This is a genomic window from Micromonospora sp. DH13 (assembly GCF_020873825.1).
GTDB classification, from domain to species: domain Bacteria; phylum Actinomycetota; class Actinomycetes; order Mycobacteriales; family Micromonosporaceae; genus Micromonospora; species Micromonospora haikouensis.
In genome coordinates, this window is sequence record NZ_JAHWGR010000020.1 from 37,680 (window position 1) to 55,953 (window position 18,274).

Below are 18,274 nucleotides of genomic sequence, written 5' to 3' on the forward strand. Positions count from 1 at the left end.
TACCCGACTCTGGAGGAGCACGCCATGTCCGCTCTTGTCACCTACCTCGCCGCCGAGCTGCGGCACCGCTGGCAGGCGGTGCGCGACACCAAAGACGGCGGCTACTCCACCGAAGCCGTCCTCGTCACCGCCGTGCTCGTGACGCTGGCGATCGTGGTCCTCGGCATCATCGCGGTCAAGGTCACCAGCAAGGCCAACAGCATCGACCTCGGCTGACCGATGCCGCCGACCATCCGGGAACACCGCGCCGAGCGCCCGCCCTCCCCGGCGCTCGGCGCGGCCCGACGGCTGCGCGCCCGGTGGGGGCGCGTGACCGCTTACTCCGACGCGGGCGCCGCGACCGCCGAGTTGGCCATCGCTATGCCGCTGCTGCTGCTCATCGTCATGTTCGCCATCCAGGCCGGGGTGTTCATGCACGCCACCCACGTTGCCCAGAGCGCCGCGACCCGTTCGGCCAACGCCGCCGCCGGCTACCAATCCAGCGCTGCCGTCGGCCGAGACGCGGGCGAGCAGACCCTCGCCGCGATCGGCAACGGCGTACTCAAGGATCCGTCGGTGTCGGTAGCCCGCACCGCCACCGAGGTCCGCACCGAGATCACCGGCACCGCCGCGACCGTGGTCCCCGGGGTGCGGTGGACCGTCCGCGCCACCGTCGTACGACCCGTCGAACGCTTCGTGCCAGATGGAGCCACGCCATGACCTGGGCCGCTGCGTCAACCGGACTCCTCCGACTGCGGCAGGTCACCGCCCTCGGTGACCGGGGAGCGAGCACCACCGAAGCGGCCCTCGTTACCCCGCTGCTGGTGGCCGTCATGCTGTTCGTAGTGCTGTGCGGGAGGTTGGTCTCGGCACAGATGGACCTCGACGCCGCCGCTAGCACCGCGGCCCGGTCCGCCTCCCTCGCCCGCACCGACGCCGCCGCACGCGCCGAGGCAGACCGCGCCGCCCGGGAGACCCTCGCCGCCCGCTCTGTCACCTGCCGACAGGTCACCGTCACGGTCGCCACCAAAGGGCTCCGACCAGGCGGGGCGGTCACCGTGACCGTGGGATGCACCGTCCCGCTGTCCGACCTCGCCTTGCTCTCCGTCCCTGGTTCCCGCGTCGTGATGGCCACGGCGACCTCTCCCATCGATGTGTGGCGCGGAGGCCCTTCATGACCCCACCCGATGCCCGCTACTGGCAACGGCTACGCGAGCGTGCCGGAGACGACTCCGGCCAGGTGACCGCGTTCGCGGTCCTGATGATGGTCGCCCTGCTCGCCGTGGCCGGGCTGGTCCTCGACGCCGGCCTGGCCCTCACGCAGAAGGTCCGTGCCCTCGACATCGCCCAGGCTGCGGCCAGGGCCGGTGCGCAGGAACTCGACCTGTATCAGTACCGCACCCGCAACGTCGCGGTACTCGACCCGGCCCGAGCCGCGTCGGCCGCACGGGCGTGGCTGGCCTCGGCGGGCGCCACGGGCGAGGCCAGCGCGACCACGACCACGGTCACGGTGACCGTTCGGCGGACCAGCCGCACCCAGCTCCTGCAGATCGTCGGCGTGCGGCAGCTCGACGTGTCCGCCTCCGCGAGCGCCACCGCCGTGCAGGGCGTTACCGGCCCCAACACCTGAGCCGCACCTTGGGAGAGGACGACCGCGCATGTCCCGCACCATCGCCGCCATCGCCCGGACCGTGCTTGCCCTGCTCGCGCTCGCCGTGCTGGCCGGCTTCACCGCCGGGGTGCCATGGCTGCTGATCGTCGCGGCCGGCTGGCCCCTCGACTGGATCGGCTGGCCGCAGCCCGACGCGGTGCCCACGCTGACCGACCTACACGCCGCGATCACGAGCCCATGGTCGGACACCACGGTCTTCGCGCTGCTGGCCACGATCGGCTGGGTGCTGTGGGCGCAGTTCCTGCGCGACACCACCATCGAGATCATCGAGACGTCCGCCGCCACGAGAGCCAGCCGGCGCGGCCAGCCCCGCCCCCCGGCGAGTGGACGCGGCCCGATCCGCTGGGTCGCCGCTGTCCTCGTCGGCGCGATCGTCGGAGCCGTGCTGTTCGACGCCGCCCGCGCCGTCACCACCCCCACCGCTGGTGCGGCTGCCGCCGACGCCGCCGCACGCCGCCCGGCCGTTGCCGTCGCCCCGGCACACCCCGCCGCCCTGCCAACCGTGGAACACGGCCCACGCCCGGCGCTCACCATCGGCGTGTCCGCCACCAACGCCACCGGCCCGCTCACCACCCACCGAGACAGCCCTGCCACCGTTCCGTCCTGGGCACGAGACGCCCCGGGCGGCACACACCGCGTCGTCGCCGGAGACAACTTGTGGGACCTCGCCGCCAAGCACCTCGACGACCCGCACCGCTGGCGAGAGATCTACAAACTCAACCGAGGACACGAACAGGCCAACGGCTACGCCCTCACCGACCCCGACGAGATCCACGTCGGCTGGATCCTCGCACTCCCCGCCCACAAGGCCGCACCAGCAGCCACCCCGCCCCACACCCAGGACCCACCGCCCGACAGCCCCGACACCACCGCGCCCGAGGCCAACGAAACAGCCCCGGCCATCCCACCACCTGCGCCGCCGGCCAGCGCCACCACCCCGGAGCCGAGCCCTTCACCGCCTACCGCCGAACCAAGCGCACCCGCCGACTCGGCCGATGCCGCCACCCCCGCGCCGGACACCGACCCCTCCGACGACCAGCCGACCGACGCAGCCGGAATCACGCTGCCAGCGCAGGGCTGGATCAGCCTCGGCCTGGCCGCCGCCATCGCCGCCCTAGCCGCTCTGCTGCGCCTGCAACGACGCCGCCGCGCCCGGCTCACCTTCCCCGCACCGGTACGCACCGCGCCGCAACGCTCCCCTATGCCACCGTTTCTGGCCCCCGTCGACATCATCGGCAGCCGCCACCTCGGCCTCAGCAGCGACCACCGCCCCGCCAGCCCCGCCATTGCGGCACCAATCGGCGTCAACTCCGACGGCGCTGAGATGAGCCTGTTCCACCTGCCCGGTCCCGGCGTCGCCCTACACGGCAACGGAGCCGTACCAGCAGCCCGCGCCATCCTCGCGTCCGTCCTGACCAGCGGCGCGGTCGAGACCGCCAGCACCCGCCCGGTCGTGGTCACCACCGCCGACCTACTCGCCCAGCTCCTGCCCGAGGACGCCCCGACGGTCGGGCTGGACCCCGACGGCACCGCCTACGACGGAGAACGCCTCATCGTGCTCGCCGACACCGCTGCCGCGATCACCCACGCCGAGGAAGAGATGATCAGCCGCCGCCGGCTGCTGGACACCTTCGACGCCGAGACGATCACCGACCTCAACGCCCGCACCGACCACGCCGAGACGCAACCGCCGTACGTGCCGCTCATCGACTCCAGCCCTCGGCACGCCGCCCGTCTCCAAGCCATCGCCACCCACCGCGCCACCCTGAACCTGCACCCCGTCATCCTCGGCCCGCACGACGGCATCCCCACCATCGAGATCAACGCCGAGGGCGTCACCAGCAGCGACGACGAACCCTGCACGGTGGGACGGCTGTCCACCCTCGGCGCGGATGAACTCGCCGCCATCCTCTCCATGCTCACCGACGCGATAGCCCGCCCCGAAGCCGGCGCTGACGTCGACGACCCGCCCACCGAGACCTCGCCGGCCGCGGTGACCGTCGAGCCGCACGAGGCCGTACCGGCCCAGGCCGACGACGCGGCGGCCCTGGTCCGCCTCCGAGTGCTCGGCCCGGTCACCGTCGCCACCGACGCCGGTCCGATCGCCACCGGAATGCGCACCGGCTCCTACACCGCGCTCGCCGTCCTCGCCGCCCACCCCGCCGGCCGCACCCTCGACCAACTCGCCGCCGACCTACACCCCAACGCCGACCCGACCGCCGCCGTCAAACGCGTCCGCACCGACATCACCTCCGCCCGGCGAGTGCTCCGCGCCGCCACCGGCCACGACGAGCCCATGTTCATCGTCTACGACCCCGCCACGGGCCGATACCAGCTCGACCCGCAGACCGTCACCGTGGACCTCTGGCAGATGCTCACTGCCATCGACCAAGCCACCACCACCGACGACGACACGGCGATGCTCACCGCGCTACGCCGAGCCACCGAGCTGTATGGAGGTGACTTCGCCGAAGGCCACGACCACCCATGGGCCACCGACTACGCCACCAGCTACCGCCACCAGATCCTCACCGCCTACGCCCGCATCGCCGAAATCCTCGAACCCGACCACCCCGGCCAGGCCGTTGCCGCCCTCGAACGCGCCGCCGACCTTGACCCGGTCAACGAGGAGCTGTACCAGCGGATCATGCGCATCCACGGCCGGCAGCAGCGGCCCGACGCCGTGCGGCGCACCCTGCGCCGGCTGGAGGAACGCCTAGCAGACCTCGGCGACGCCGAGCCGTCCCAGGCCACTCGCCGCGTCGCCGAACGCCAACTCCGACCCGCCGGCACCGTTCCCGGAGGACGGCCATGACCGCCACGCGGCTCCAGCGAATGCAATGGGCCGTGCGGGCGACGCTGGCCCTCGGCGTAGCCGCCTCGGTCACCGCGAACATCCTGCACGCCCAACCCAACCCGATCTCCCAAGCCATCGCGGCATGGCCACCCATGGCACTGCTGATCACCGTCGAGTTGGTCACCCGGGTGCCCGTGCACCGGCGCTCACTTGGCGTCATCCGAGTCGCCGCCGCCTCGGCCATCGCCGCCATCGCCGCGTGGATCAGCTACCACCACATGGTCGGAGTCGTCGCCCGATACGGCGAGACCGGCACCGTGCCGTACCTCCTACCACTCTCGGTGGACGGGCTGATCATCGTCGCGTCAGTCTCCCTGGTGGAACTGGCCGCCCGCCGCCGCGAAGCCGAACCTCAACCGCACACCGTGCCAGCCGAGGCATCAGCGGCACCACCTCCAGGCCAGCCCATCGCATCGGCACCCGCCAAGCCCACGCCTGGGACCAGCGACACCAGCCCGCCCCGCCAGAGTCCACTGTCCGAACCACCTCCCCGTGAGGTCGACGAGTCAGCTCACGGCAGGACTCCTGGCTTTGCCGGCTCTCAGGACGACGCTCAGGAAGCGGAGGGCAGCGAGACTGATTCTGACCTTGACGCGGAACCTGACGATGACAACCCATTCGACGAGACCGACGGCATCGACGTCGACCTCGCCCCGGACCTAGTGCCGCTACTGCCCGCCGCCCGCACGGCCCGTGACGAGTTGACCCGCGAAGGCCGAACTGTCAGCCGGGATGCCCTCGCCCGACGGCTACGCCAGAACGGCCACTCCATCCGCAACAGCGCCGTCTCACAACTGCTCGCCACGCTGCGCCAGGAGACGCAGCCGGTCAACGGCGCCCGGCCCACGGCATCGGTCTAATCTGCCGACCTCAGCTCACCGCAGGATCAGACACGCGAGGATGCCACCCGTGGCCGAGCCTGCCAGAGCGGCCAGCGCCGCCCGCCCCACCCATCACGACTCCGGGTATTGATGTCCACACAAGCGAGGCGTACCCCTTCATAGCGTGTCTCGATTCGTGGACAGCTGCGCGTTCCGGTGGCTCGGGCGGGCTGTAGGTGTCGAGTCGGTCGGCGTACTGCGGCGGTGGCGGACTGCGCTGCCCTAAGGGCACGCGCGTGGACGCCCTACAAGTGCGATCTGGTAGTTGATCAGGCTAGCCCACAGGTGGTGCACCACCGATGCGTCCAAGACAGTGGCCGCACGCCGTTCAAGCGGTGCCGCTTCCGGCCGAAGCTGTCTGGTTGACAGTACGGCCGAACGGGCGCACGCGAAGCTTCGAGCCTGCGGAATGCACCGTTGTCACGCTCAAGGCCTGGAAATCATGAACAAAGCCGCCATGGCGTGCCACCGCCGCTGCCCTCGCTCTACATTATGTCAAAATCAACCGCCAATCACGCTAAAAGGTGGCGCAATGATCACGAACCCGATGCCTGCCTTGCTATGCACCCCAACCGGCCACAACCGACCTGCCACACGACTCCGACACTTATAGACGCCCTACACATCGGCTAGCTGACCTCGACGCCGATTACACAAAGTTCTGCTTGACGGAGATCCTGGAACGTTCGTACTGTGATCTTTCCATTGGCACTGGGACGGGAGAACTTAGTCGATGACTCCTGCACGCAAGCAGAAATTAGGAACAATCAGCAGATGTGCGAGAGTGAGAACTACCCGGTGGGGCAAGATATTCACCGCTGGAGTCGCTGTCGCAATGGCGGCGACCGCCGCAAACCAGATCCCTGCACGAAAGGCAGAGGCGGCACCGCAAAGCGCGCCTGACCGAGTTCTAGAGCGGCCGGACGAAATGGCCGCTCTGATCACTGCCCGACTGACAGGCAGCCGGGTTCGGATTACGAACATGACCACCGAGTCGGCCGAATACATCGCCTATCCGAATGGGCAGGTCGAGGCGACCGTGCATGCTGGCCCGGTCCGCATAATGCGCGACAACCGCTGGGTGCCGGTTGATCTTACTCTCACACCGGCTGCGGACGGTTCGGTGCGAGCGATCGCGCACCCGCTCGATCTGTGGATTTCAGGTGCTCGCTCGACCGCCGGGGAACTTGCGGCAGTCGGCAAGGGAGACAAGCGGCTCGCCTTAGGCTGGCCGGGCGCCCTACCAGCGCCTGCCCTCGAACGCAATCGGGCCATCTACCGGGACGTCGTGCCCGGCATTGACTTGGTCGTCGAGGCCACCCGGACCGGATTCTCCGAGTATCTGACCGTCAAAAATCAGGCGGCCGTCGACCGAATTCCGTCACTGACCCTGCCGGTAACAGGCAAAGGGCTGTCGTCGTTCACGCAGGATCGCTCCGGTGGGCTGACTCTGAAAGACGTCAAGGGCAAACCTATGGCGACCGTTCCGGCGCCAGAAATGTGGGACGCCCGCCGAGCGCCGGGATCCGACGAGCCAACCCGTAGGACGGTAATTGCCACTCGAGCCGATCGGCCCGGCCGAGATGCCAAATCCGCCGGCGACGGTCTAACCATGCGGCTTAGTCCAGACCTGAAATGGCTAAAGGACTCCGCGACCCAGTACCCGGTGACCATCGATCCGCAAATCAACCCACTCTACACCTCCTTTGATACGTATGTAAAGGAGGGCGACACGGTTGATCGCGGCGGGGCGAACGACCTGCAGTTGGGTTTGCAGGCAAGCTCTCCGGCTGTCAAGGCCCGAGCTTTCGTTCACTGGCCGACCTCAGCGCTGGCTGGGAAGCAGATCAACTCGGCTACGGTTTACTTCTGGAATTTCTGGTCGAACAGTTGCACGGCGACCTCCTGGGAGATCTGGACTACCGGGGCGGCCTCCTCGGCGACGCGGTGGGACACCCAACCAGCCTGGATTCAGAAGGAAGCGACCTCAACCGAGACCAAGGGCTTCTCGTCGGCCTGTGACGATGGCTGGGTGAGTATCAGCGGCACCAACTTCTTCCAAAGGGCGGCAACGGCGGGCCAGTCCACCGCCTACATGGGTGTGCGGGGCACGAACGAGAGCATCGCCAACAGCTTCAAACAGTTGCGCTCCCGCAACGCGGTTGACACCTCCCAGGTGCCGTACTCGGTGGTCGTATATAACTCCTACCCCACCGTCGGCACGCGTTCGACGGTGCCCGAATCCGCCTGTGAGACCGGCAGCAGCCGGCCGCAGATCAATAGCGTGACCCCGGAACTGAGGGCTGTCGTCACCGATGGTGATGCCTCATCGGTGAAGGCAGAGTTTGAGTGGTGGACCTTGAACGGGGCCACGAAGCTCGGTAGTGCGATTACGAGCACTGCAGCGTCTGGCACCACGCTCAGCGCCACAATCCCCACGGGTGTTCTGACCAACGGTTCCTCTTATAAGTGGCGAGTGCGGGGCAACGACGGAATCGTTGACGGCGCGTGGTCGTCATTCTGCGAGTTCACCACTGACACGACGCACGCCAGTCTGCCGATCATTAGTTCAACAACCTATCCGAAGAATGAGTGGGGTGGCGACGCAGGGGTTCCGGGCACTTTCACCCTTGACCCTAACGGTGGCAGCGATGTGGCGGCGTATGAGTACGGGCTTGACGTCAACCCGCCCGACAAAGTAATCAACGCGCCCAGTCTCGGCGCAGCGGCCTCAGTCACGCTGACTCCCGCGACCGCCGGCTGGCACACTCTCTACGTTCGCAGCCGGGACGCGGCAGGGAATCTGTCCAACATTCGCGGATACCCTTTCAAGGTAGGATCCGCTGCCGTCACATCACCGGAAACCGGCGACGTAACGGCAGCGAAGGTTTCTATCACCTCAGTCATTTCCCCAACCATCACGGGTGTCCGCTACCAGTGGCGGCGCGCTGGCGCCGACGCCTGGACAATCGTCCCGAAAGCTCACGTGACCTACGCCGTGGGTGGCGGAACCGTCGCCGCGTGGCCGATTTCCGCCTCAAGCGGTAGCATCCCGAAGGTTAACTGGGACGTGGCCGCCACACTTGCTGCTGCTGACCCGGAGGGAGTCCCTCGTGACGGGCCGCTTGAGTTCCGCGGCCAGTACGACAACGTGGGCGAGCCTGCCATCCGCATCACCTTCGATCGCAACCTTGCTAGCGCCGACACTAGTCAGGTCGGGCCCGGCTCGGTCAACCTCATGACAGGCAACTACCAGCTCACTCAATCTGACATTTCGATTGCAGGCCTTTCCGTATCACGCACGATGAACACCCGGCAGCCAGACGTCGTCGACCCTTTGTTCGGCCCAGGCTGGGTCTCTGGCGTCTTACTTAGCGACGCGGATTCGCCTTATACAAAGCTAGCGACCTACGACACCCTGATACAGATCACTCTACCGGACGGTTCGACCATAGGCTTTACCAAAGTCGACAGCACCGGTGCCGCCTACCAGCCGCAGGTCGGGGCGGAACAATACCGCTTGACCTACGACTCAACCAACAGCAGTTACACGTTGAACGACGGTGCCGGAAACACTGTGACCTTTACCCGCGCTTCCACCGATCCGGCCGGCATCTACATGCCGGCCTCGATCAGCACGCCAGGGTCAGGAAACACATCGACCTATTCCTGGGAGAAGGTCACCCTTGGAACTCAAGACACGATGCGGCCGACCCAGCTGTTAGCACCCGTTCCGGCCGGAGTCAGCTGTACCGCACTGGTACGCGGATGTAGGGCTCTCAACTTCAGCTACGCCACGACCACCACCGCCACGGGTACGTCGTCCAGCGCCTGGGGTGACTACGTCGGGCGAGTCAGGGAGATCTCCTACACCGCATGGGATCCGGACCTAAGTACGCCAGCGATGCGGACCGTTGTGGTGGCCCGGTACACCTACGACAACGCAGGCCGCCTTCGCGCCTTCTGGGACCCCCGACTGGACTACACCGATGGCGGAAGCACGCACACTCTGCGATCGACCTACGACTACAACGTCGACGGCATCGTCACCAAGATGACCCCTCCCGGTGAGGAGCCATGGGAGTTCACATACACCACCCTGCCGGCAGATCCAGGTAAGGGCAGGCTGTACAAGGTGGCCCGGTCCGCTCTAACCGCTGGTACGGCGGTAAGTTCGGTCGTCTATCGAGTGCCAACTTCTGGCAGCGGAGCACCCTACGACTTGTCCAGCACGCAGACGGCCCGTTGGGCCCAGTCGGAGCCACCGACCGACGCGACGGCAGTGTTTCCAGCAACCCAGGTACCAACCGGGGACCCCGCTAGCGGCGCGCTGCCCACCTCCTATGAGCGGGCCACGGTGAACTACCTGGACGCCAATGCACGAAGGGTCAACACAGCTCTACCAGGCGGCTACATCAGCACCACCTGGTTTGACGGCTACGGCAACCTGATCGGTGAACTGACCGCCGGCAACCGTCAACGTGCGCTCGACGCCTCAGCGACGGACACCGCGACGGATGAAGCGACCATCGCGATGAAACTCACCGATAGCACCATCTACTCAGCGGACGGCAAGCAGGTTCTGGAAACCTTCGGACCTGAGCATGATGTGATCCTGCCCTCCGGCGCGCTGGTTCGCGGTCGCACTCACACCAGGTACAGCTACGACGAGGGAGCGCCTACTACGGGTGGACCGTTCGATCTGCCCACGACCGAACGCGTCTCGGTCAGTTACATTGCTGGCGGGGAAACCGTCGACGGTGACACCAGAACCACCACCAGGCAGTACGACTGGAACCTGAAGCAGGTCACGCGAGTCACCGTGGATCCAGGAGGACTGGATCAGGTGACCCGGACTAGTTACGACTCCGCAGGTCGAGTCACCGCCAACACCACCGCTGGGGGCGGTAGCGTCGACAGCACACCAGCCACTCGAGTCAGCGTCTATTACACTGCTGTCGCCAATGCCACGCACCCCGAGTGCGGTGACCGAGCAGAGTGGTCAGGGATGATGTGCCGCAGTCACGTCGGTGGTCAACCTGAGATCGGTCCCGAGCTGCCAGCCACGATCACCACGTACGACATATACCAACTGCCACGCTCCAAGGTCGAGAGAACGGCAGCCGGCGAACTTCGCCGGACAGAATCAACCTACGACGCTGCGGGCCGGCTAGCGGAAGTCACGGTAACCGCTCCAGGCATGGGCCAGCCTGTAGAGAAACGTCGCAACGTCTACGCCCAAGCCAGCCCTCACCTGATCCGATCCCAGTCGGTTGACGCTACGGGAACGGTGACTGCTGAAGTTGTTCGCGACTATGACGCCCTTGGCCGCCTGGTGGCATATACCGACGCGGATGGGAGCATTACTACAACCACCTACGACATTGCCGGGCGCCCCGCATCGGCAAACGATGGAAAGGGCACTCGGACCTTCAGTTACGACGGCGGCAACGAACGCAGAGGCTTGCCTACCTCTCTCACCGACTCTCAGGTCGGCAATTTCGTTGGAAGCTACAATGCCGACAGTCAAGTGGTAAGCCAAACAATGCCCAACGGATTGGTCGTCACCGTCACCTCGGACGAACGAGGAATACCCACCGGCCTCAACTACGTCCAGACTGGCTGCGGTCAACCCGACTGCACGATCTTTACGGAGGCGGCTTCCTTCAACGCCCACGATCAGTGGCAACAACGGACCTCTTCTTTGTCTGGCCAGGTCTATCAGTACGACAACGCTGGAAGAATGACCAGAGTTGAAGACACCGTAGCTGGACAGTGCACTACTCGTAGCTACGGCTTCGACACCGCCACTAACCGGACCGAACTAGCAGAGTTTGGCCCGAGCCTTGGCGGCACATGCCAGACAACGGCAGCCAGCAGCACGCGCACCTGGACATACGATAGCGCTGACCGGGCCAACGGGACGGGATACAGCCTAGACGCCCTAGGGCGTACCCTTGTCCAACCTGCCGCCGACTCGGTTGAGCCTAGCGCTGGAGACAGCCAACTCACCTACTATGTCAATGACATGGTTCGCACCATCAGTCACGGTGGTCGCACCGCAACCTATGACCTCGACGTGATCAACAACCGTATTCGCTCATGGACTGACACCGCCGACGGCACTGTTAAACGCAATCATTACGCTGGCGACGGCGATAGCCCCGTATGGACAAGCGAAGGAAACAACAATTATTCACGCCCAATCGCTGGGCTCATGGGCATGGCCGGAATATTCCGCAACACCACCGGCGCCACCTGGACGATCCTGAATTTGCACGGCGACAACGTGGCTGGCGTGGCAGAGACTGAAGGCGGCCTGACTTACACCTCCGAACAGACCGAGTACGGCCAGCCCAGAGACCTCTCTGACGTCGGAACACGTCGGTATGGATGGCTCGCAAACGATCAACGAGCTGCAGACACGCCAAATGGTTTCGTATTGATGGGAGCACGGATCTACAGCCCAACCACAGGTCGGTTCTTGTCCGAAGATGCAATATACGGCGGGAACGCGAATCCCTACGAGTACTGCGTCGGCGATCCACTGGGCTGCTCGGATGTCAGTGGACTTAAGAGACTTTCCGTCAGCTGCTATAAATCTCGGTACCCAAACTGGTATTGCAACTTCACAGTCTCCTATACCCGCTGGGAGTCACAGACTATGAAGTGGTACTGGAGAATTTCGAGCGGCGTGGCAGGCATCTTGGGCATCGTAGCCGGATCAATCCTGCGCGGCCTCCCGGGAATCGCCATCGGCGCTCTCATTTGGGCCATCGGCAAGGCTGACGATTGGCTGGGAGGAAAGATCTCCGACCACCGCTGCGTTACGGTGAGTGGCGCCTATGGAGCAAGCTGGTGGGTCCCGTGGGCTTGGGCATACCCATACACACGCCGCTGCTGAAAAGGGGTGAATAGTTGACTCATCGATACCGCAAAACAAACAGCGCCTTATTCTTTGGGCTCGCATTTCTATGGATTGGTAGCGGAATCTACACTCTCGCCACGCGAAAAGGAGACGCATTTGCCGTCTTCTTGGGAATTCTGCAGATTGCGGCAGGAATTGCGACATCCTATTCGGGCGCGAGAGAACTTCGGCAAGGTCGGTCAACCGACAATCAACGGTAGGGTCTTCGAGCTGCGTTTAGGCTGACCACGATGAGATAGGCGGTGGGTGTGAGTTCGGAAGAACTCGCACCCACCGTTTCGTCGACTGGTTGCCGCGCAACCAGGCCAGCCTGTGTAGGCCCCAGCACCTCATGGCCTGACTCAGATGGCGACGACGCCGACGCCAGCCCCGGACGCGTGCCTGTCAGTCGCAACCCTGGCCTGGCACTGGCGGCGGTCTTGATCGCGTCGTCGAGGTCAGCGTGGATAGGCACGGTTGCCCGAATGGGCACCGCGCCGAACGCTGCCAGAAGGGATCACAGATGACCGATGCAACGCCCGGCCTCCGTACGATCGAGGTCGCTGACGATGTGTACGACGTGCTGAAGCGCACTGCCGACAGCCGAGACACCGACATCAACGGCGCGCTGCGCTACCTGATCGAGGTTCCGACGCCTCTGCCTGCCGCGAACGACGACGAAGACTGAACCACTCGTACGACAGGTGCCACCGGGACCGGGCTGACCCAACTCGGCGGCACCTGTCGCAATTAGGCCGTTTACTCGGAAGAGGTGCTGCTTGCCGCAGGCGCGGCGGCAAGCAGTCGCTGTGCTGTGCGCTCAGTGATGCCGAGCTGCTGAGCCAGCGCGACACCGAGGCCGCGCCGGTCACGCCCGGTGCGGTCGGCCTCGGCCAGGAGCGCGGTGGCGGCGGAGAGTCGAGGGTCGTCGGCGTAGGGGTGCGGTTTGCGGGCACCGGTGGTGCCGGGGGTGCGGCCGGTGGACTGCCGGCCCGTACGGACGTCGGCCACGGCCCACACGGTGCGCCGGAACCACAAGCGACGCACTCGCCCGTCCGGCAGTGTCTCGACTCGGTCGGGGTGGTCGTACAGGGTGTCGGGCAGGTTGCGGTACGAGCCGTAGCCGAGGACCCTCGCCGCCGTGCCCGAGCCGATGAGGTCGTTGGAGTCGCCGCGGCGGTCGACCCTCGTCAGCTCGGCGCGTTTCGCGGCCTGGTGCGCGGCGTGGAATGCCTCGATGTCGTCGAGCCAGAACCACTCCCGCCCGTCGTGCTGGAAGCCTTCAGGAAAGCCGAACCGGGCGCGGTGGCGGTGCCAGTGGTTGACCGTGGAGTACGCCGCGCCGGTGTGGGCGGCGACTCCGGCTCGGTCGAGGGCGGGCCGTCCGTCGATCATGCGTCGTGCCACGCCCCCATTCTCCCTCCGGTGGTGGCTCGCTGCCGGTGCCGTGCCTTCGACGGGTACGGCTCGCCGTAGGATCGGCGGCACGCCCCGGCTCGGGTAGAGGCGGCGTTGTGTCCGTAGGCGGCCCGGAGTGGGCGAGGTGGCCGGTCGGGGTTGCGCGCACCCTCGGGTGTGCCCGCCGGCCACCGACTCACCCCGGCTACTTCGGTGGGCGCAGCACCTTCCAGGCGACCTGCGCCATGCGGTCGATGCGCAGCGCGGCGAGTTTCGCCTGGGTGGCGGGTTTGAGCGCGTCATAGACGGTCAGGATCGCCGCGGCGGTGGTCGCGTCCACCACCACCCCGTCGATCTTGCGGAAGTTGCCGCCCTTCGCCTCCCGCAACAGCTCGATCACGCGGGGGTCGCCAGCGGTCGCGTCGTCGGGAAGCGCATCGATCTCGGCCAGAGACTCGCAGTCCGGGCAGGTGACGAGGTGCGGGTCCTCGGTCACGCGGCTCAACGGCACGTCGACTGCGCCACACACCGGCCCCGTCCGGCGGCGGCCCTTCGCGTGCGTGAAGGCAGGCCATCCGTTCCGCCCTGTGGTGTCGGTCATGGTGCCTCCCCCGTCGGGTGGGTCCAGATGCCGAGGGGGTGCCCCGGCGCGATGCGGCCTCGGCTGGGGGCGAGGGTGTCGAACACGTCGGAGTACCGCTCGTGGAGCTGTCCTCGGGTACGCATGAGGTGTTTGCCTCGGGTGAGCTTCGCGGGCAGGGATTCGACCACCCGGCCGATCAGCCCATACAGGTCCCGGGCCTCGATGAAGTCGGCGCATCCGTCGCACGCCGACCAGCCTTCGCCCCACGCCTGGGTGAAGGCGTGTTCGGTGTCGGTGCGGCGTACTCGTGCCGCGTGGTGCTGAGACTGGTAGTCGCCTGCGGCGATGACCTGTGCGGTGACTCGGCGGGCGTCGGTGATCTGGTTGGCGCACCGGTAGATCCAGGCGGCGTCGGGTGTGGAGCAGAAGTCGCACTCGATGATCGGGTCGGGGATCTCGGTGATGGGTACGGGCTCGGGCCGGTGGTCGCTGCGCTGGCCGCGCTGTTCGGCCGCGTGCAGGTACTCGACGATCATGCCGAGGTTGTTGAAGCGGATGTTGAGCGCGCGGCGGCAGCGGCGGCAGTAGAGCGACTCCGGGACCGGCGCCATGCCCGCGTCCGGCGCTGCCGGCTCGGGGCGGCAGCCGGCTTCCTCCGGGTGCGGAGGGCGCGGTGGCATTACTGGTCGCCTCCGTTCTGGTTGCGGGTGCGCTGCGGCCATGCGGGGTTGGCGGGGTCGAGGGTCAGCCCGAGGCGCAGGCTCGCGAGGTCGACCAGCCGCCGCAGCAGGCTCGCGCTTCCGGAGCTGAGGTCGGCGTCGTAGTCATGGGCAATGCGGCAGGCGAAGCGCAGCGCCACGCACGCGGCGGTAAGCGCGGACTCCAAGGCGGCGCGGTCGTCGGCCCGCGTGGCTCGCCTGACGTTCGCGGCTGGGTAGGTGCGCTCGTCGCCGTTGGGGAAGCGGAGGGTGTAGCTGCGGGCGTGGGTGGTGTGCGGGGTGGAATAGCGGACGTCGGTGACGGTGCCGAGGCGGTATTCGACCGGGTCGGTCGGCTTGATCACCCGGGCGGTGTCGCCGTACTCCATGGATCGGTACATCGGTACTCCGTGGTGAGTCAGAGGGGATGTCGGATGGTGTGCCGTGCGGCCCAGGGGTCGGACCCTGGCCGCGCGGCACACCGGCAACGGTCAGGACCGGGCGAGCGGTTGACCGGCGGAACCGTCCGGGGTGGCCGGTTAAGCGGCGGCTCCGGGCGGGGCGAACGGCGGGGCGGCCTTCACGTACGGCAGGCCGGGATCGAGCTTTTGCCCGATTCGGTCGAGGCTGACCGCCCCGTTGGCGGTCAGGTGCGCGCCCACGGCGAGGGCCTGCGCGCCGGTGAGCAGCACGACGAGGCGGCGGTCCGAGGTGTCGTGCACGTGCAGCTCGACGTGACCGTTGGTCAGTGGCCGGACCGGCATGAACCGCTCGACGTGCACCGCGCGGGGCAGTCCCGCGCGGATCGCCTTGACCAGCTCCCGCCAACGCTCGTCGACGAGTGCGTCGAATCGGGCGGCGCGTTCGGTCAGAGTGGCGTGTTCGGCGTGGCTGGTGGAATGTTCGGCCAGCGCGCGGGCGACCTCAGCCCGCGCGAACTGAGCGCACACTTCGTTGGCCAGCGCGATCACGGCCGTGTCGGTGGGCACCGAGGCGGGCGGTGGCGCGACGACCGGCTCTGTGCGGACTTTCGCCGTGCCGGTAGCGCTGTGCGCCCCGATGGCGGGGCCGGTCTGGGACTTCTTCTTACGGCGGAACCATGGCCAGCGCATGTCAGACCGCCAGCAGCTCGAACGCCCGGGCCTTGAGGTCGGCACCGGCACCGGTCAGCGCCCGGCTCGCCCGGACGAGGTCGGTCTTGGCGGGGGCGAAGTGGTCGACGTACTCGGTGATGGCCTGGTAGCCGGCCCACCGGGTGCCCTTGATCGCCTTCTGCGTGTCCGCGTCACGGATCAAGTACCGCAACGTGTTCGTGCGCTGCTTCGCGTTGTTGCGCGCCGTGTCGGAGGCGTCGTCCGCGAGGGGCCACACCTGCGCGACGATCTTTTCGAACTCGCCCATGGTCAACGACTCGTTGATCATCTTCTCGGCCTCGGCCTCGAACGCGTCGAACGCCTCCCACATCAGCCCGAGGGCCTGCCGCGCCTCGGAAATCTTGCTGGTCACGTTCGAGGTGTGCCGAAACGTGTACGAGCTACGCGACCGCTGGTAGGCGAGGGCCTGGGTGTTCGCGCACACGATCCGCACCGGAGTCGCGTCCAGACGAAGCGCGGCGGTGCCATCGTGAGAGGTGGTGGCCGCGAGGTACAGGTCCATGTCGTCCACCCCGGCAATGCGCATCGCCGTCGGCAGCTTCATAGTGACGAACACCGACCGGCCCTTGCGCATCGAGCCGGCGGTCTCGAAGTGCGCGCCGGAGGCGTCGACCAGAAGGTTGAGGGTCTCGGCGACCTGCTCGTTCTGCACCACCGAGTAGTCCTCGCCGACCACCCCGAGGTACTCGGTCTCGCCGGTGACCGGGTTGGTGCGCACGGTCATGTACTTGTCGGGGCAGTCGACCTTCGTCACCCCACGCTCAGTGACCTCGATGCCCTGAAGGGCGATCTTGCGGACCTCCCAGCCGCCGAGCCACGCCTTGCTCATGACCTCCTGAGCGGTCATGCATGAGTCGGTGACGGTGCCGAGTTGGTGCCAGGCGGTCAGCCGTGCGGAGGCGAAGGCCGTCTGGCCGTTGGCGAGGGTTTCCAGTTCGTGTGCCACGGCGGCACCCTTTCCAGGTTGTGTTTTGGCGGGCGGCGGGCCGGGGGTTGCCACCCGGCCCCGCCGTCACTAACAATGTTTCCTACCTCTATCGGCGGATCAAGACGATCGGTTCGAGTCGATGAAGGTTTCTGCGGCGAATCTGACGCCCGCCGCGCGGCGTGGCCTACCGGGTGTCGGGGGCCGGGCGTAGCCGCCCGTCCGGCCCATACAGGTACGCACGGACGGTTTTGAACGGGGCCGGTAGGTACACGGTGAACCCGTGTTCGGGGATGAACCGGGTCCGGTAGGCGCGGGTGACGCCCAACAGGTACCGGTCGGGTTTGTCGCCGTGCGACCCCGGCGGGATGATGCCCGCCCCGGGCCGGTCGGCACGGGCGCGGCGGTGCCGACCGAGCGCGATGTGCGGGCACAGCGACAGGGCGGCGGTCATGCACTCGGGGTGCCCCGGCGGGTCCGCGTAGCGCATCAACTCGGCCGCGCGAGGGCCGCCGAGGAACGCCACCCAATAGCCCATCGGCTCACCGCACAGCGAGCACCTTCGTTCGACCGCGAGGCGGGTGGAGACGCTGGCGTTGATCGTGGTGAAGTCCACGTGTGACCCGCCGCCGGTCGAGTCGGGGTGGATGTTGACCGGCGGGATGGGCAGGCCGCGCCGCGCGTCGTACGGGCGCGCGGCAAGCGACGCGGGGATATCGGGCCGGTCGGTGGCCGGGCCGGTGTCCGATGGGCCGGTCACGACGCACCGGCCGCACGGCGGGGCCGGGCGTCGGTCACGGTGATGTGCGGTTGCTGTGACCGCAATACGGCGTGCGCCTGTTCCCATTGCGCCTCGGTCAGGGCAGGGTGACCGGTTCGAGGTTCGCGGCGGTCATCGTCAGGGCCATGATGTCGGCCTCTTGCGCCGAGTCGAACACGGCCACCATGTCGCCCCCCGGCAACCATGTAGACGCGGGGGTCATCGGCGGGCCGGGGCACTGGGGCGGAACGGCGGTGTTCGGTCAGCCATCGGCCGACCACCTCGTCCGGGTCGCCGGTCAGGGTGCCGGTGTCGTAGCCCTCTCCATCGAGCCACGCGAGGTGATCGGCGACAGTCCAGTCAGGGTGGATGAGCCACGATTGCCGTACGGCCTGCCGCATGGTCAGGCGCGCCGGAGCGCCGACCGGGTCCGCCGGTTGTGAGCCGTTCGGGCCGGGCA

15 protein-coding genes are annotated in these 18,274 nt (G+C 67.1%); 8 read left to right on the forward strand and 7 right to left on the reverse strand.

Annotated elements, in window-relative coordinates; genetic code table 11:
• Nucleotides 1–24: 24 nt before the first annotated feature.
• The 8 genes from LPA42_RS19575 to LPA42_RS19610 all read left to right on the forward strand — a co-directional run bounded on the left by LPA42_RS19575 (nt 25) and on the right by LPA42_RS19610 (nt 12,984).
• Nucleotides 25–216, forward strand: coding sequence for a hypothetical protein (locus LPA42_RS19575; protein WP_077940439.1), 192 nt, complete (start codon nt 25–27; stop codon nt 214–216).
• Nucleotides 217–309: 93 nt separating this feature from the next.
• Complete coding sequence (locus LPA42_RS19580; protein WP_077940460.1) at nt 310–699, forward strand: TadE family protein; 390 nt, start codon at nt 310–312, stop codon at nt 697–699.
• A complete protein-coding gene (locus LPA42_RS19585) occupies nt 696–1,157 on the forward strand; it encodes a TadE/TadG family type IV pilus assembly protein (protein WP_077940438.1) in 462 nt (153 codons plus the stop codon). The genes LPA42_RS19580 and LPA42_RS19585 overlap by 4 nt, the downstream gene beginning before the upstream one ends.
• Nucleotides 1,154–1,609 carry a pilus assembly protein TadG-related protein gene (locus LPA42_RS19590; protein WP_077940437.1) on the forward strand — a complete coding sequence of 152 codons (456 nt, stop codon included), beginning with the start codon at nt 1,154–1,156 and terminating at the stop codon, nt 1,607–1,609. Before LPA42_RS19585 ends, LPA42_RS19590 begins: the two co-directional genes overlap by 4 nt.
• Nucleotides 1,610–1,637: 28 nt before the next feature.
• On the forward strand, nt 1,638–4,466 hold the full coding sequence (locus tag LPA42_RS19595) for a BTAD domain-containing putative transcriptional regulator (protein ID WP_228986744.1): 2,829 nt from the start codon (nt 1,638–1,640) through the stop codon (nt 4,464–4,466).
• Nucleotides 4,463–5,368, forward strand: a complete 906-nt coding sequence (locus tag LPA42_RS19600) for a DUF2637 domain-containing protein (protein ID WP_077936324.1) — start codon at nt 4,463–4,465, stop codon at nt 5,366–5,368. The genes LPA42_RS19595 and LPA42_RS19600 overlap by 4 nt, the downstream gene beginning before the upstream one ends.
• 1,003 nt (nt 5,369–6,371) lie before the next feature.
• Nucleotides 6,372–12,293: an RHS repeat-associated core domain-containing protein gene (locus tag LPA42_RS19605; protein WP_228986745.1), complete on the forward strand. Its 5,922-nt coding sequence runs from the start codon at nt 6,372–6,374 to the stop codon at nt 12,291–12,293.
• Nucleotides 12,294–12,819: 526 nt separating this feature from the next.
• Entirely contained in the window at nt 12,820–12,984 is a 165-nt protein-coding gene (locus LPA42_RS19610) for a hypothetical protein (protein ID WP_198956457.1), read from the forward strand.
• Between the two features lie 71 nt (nt 12,985–13,055).
• On the opposite strand, the gene LPA42_RS19615 is transcribed toward LPA42_RS19610, so the two are convergent.
• The 7 genes from LPA42_RS19615 to LPA42_RS19645 form a co-directional block, all read right to left on the reverse strand.
• Nucleotides 13,056–13,691: a hypothetical protein gene (locus LPA42_RS19615; protein WP_077936323.1), complete on the reverse strand. Its 636-nt coding sequence runs from the start codon at nt 13,689–13,691 to the stop codon at nt 13,056–13,058.
• A 208-nt stretch (nt 13,692–13,899) separates the two neighbouring features.
• Nucleotides 13,900–14,295 carry a hypothetical protein gene (locus LPA42_RS19620; RefSeq protein ID WP_077936322.1) on the reverse strand — a complete coding sequence of 132 codons (396 nt, stop codon included), beginning with the start codon at nt 14,293–14,295 and terminating at the stop codon, nt 13,900–13,902.
• The gene (locus LPA42_RS19625; RefSeq protein WP_228986746.1) at nt 14,292–14,888 is read right to left on the reverse strand and encodes a hypothetical protein; all 597 of its coding nucleotides are present in this window, start codon (nt 14,886–14,888) and stop codon (nt 14,292–14,294) included. The genes LPA42_RS19620 and LPA42_RS19625 overlap by 4 nt, the downstream gene beginning before the upstream one ends.
• A gap of 68 nt (nt 14,889–14,956) precedes the next feature.
• Complete coding sequence (locus LPA42_RS34185) at nt 14,957–15,376, reverse strand: hypothetical protein (RefSeq protein ID WP_077936319.1); 420 nt, start codon at nt 15,374–15,376, stop codon at nt 14,957–14,959.
• Between the two features lie 138 nt (nt 15,377–15,514).
• Entirely contained in the window at nt 15,515–15,946 is a 432-nt protein-coding gene (locus LPA42_RS19635) for a hypothetical protein (RefSeq protein ID WP_228986747.1), read from the reverse strand.
• Between the two features lie 142 nt (nt 15,947–16,088).
• Nucleotides 16,089–17,075, reverse strand: coding sequence for a DUF932 domain-containing protein (locus LPA42_RS19640; RefSeq protein ID WP_077936316.1), 987 nt, complete (start codon nt 17,073–17,075; stop codon nt 16,089–16,091).
• Nucleotides 17,076–17,241: 166 nt separating this feature from the next.
• Entirely contained in the window at nt 17,242–17,814 is a 573-nt protein-coding gene (locus LPA42_RS19645; RefSeq protein ID WP_228986748.1) for a hypothetical protein, read from the reverse strand.
• Nucleotides 17,815–18,274 lie beyond the last annotated feature (460 nt).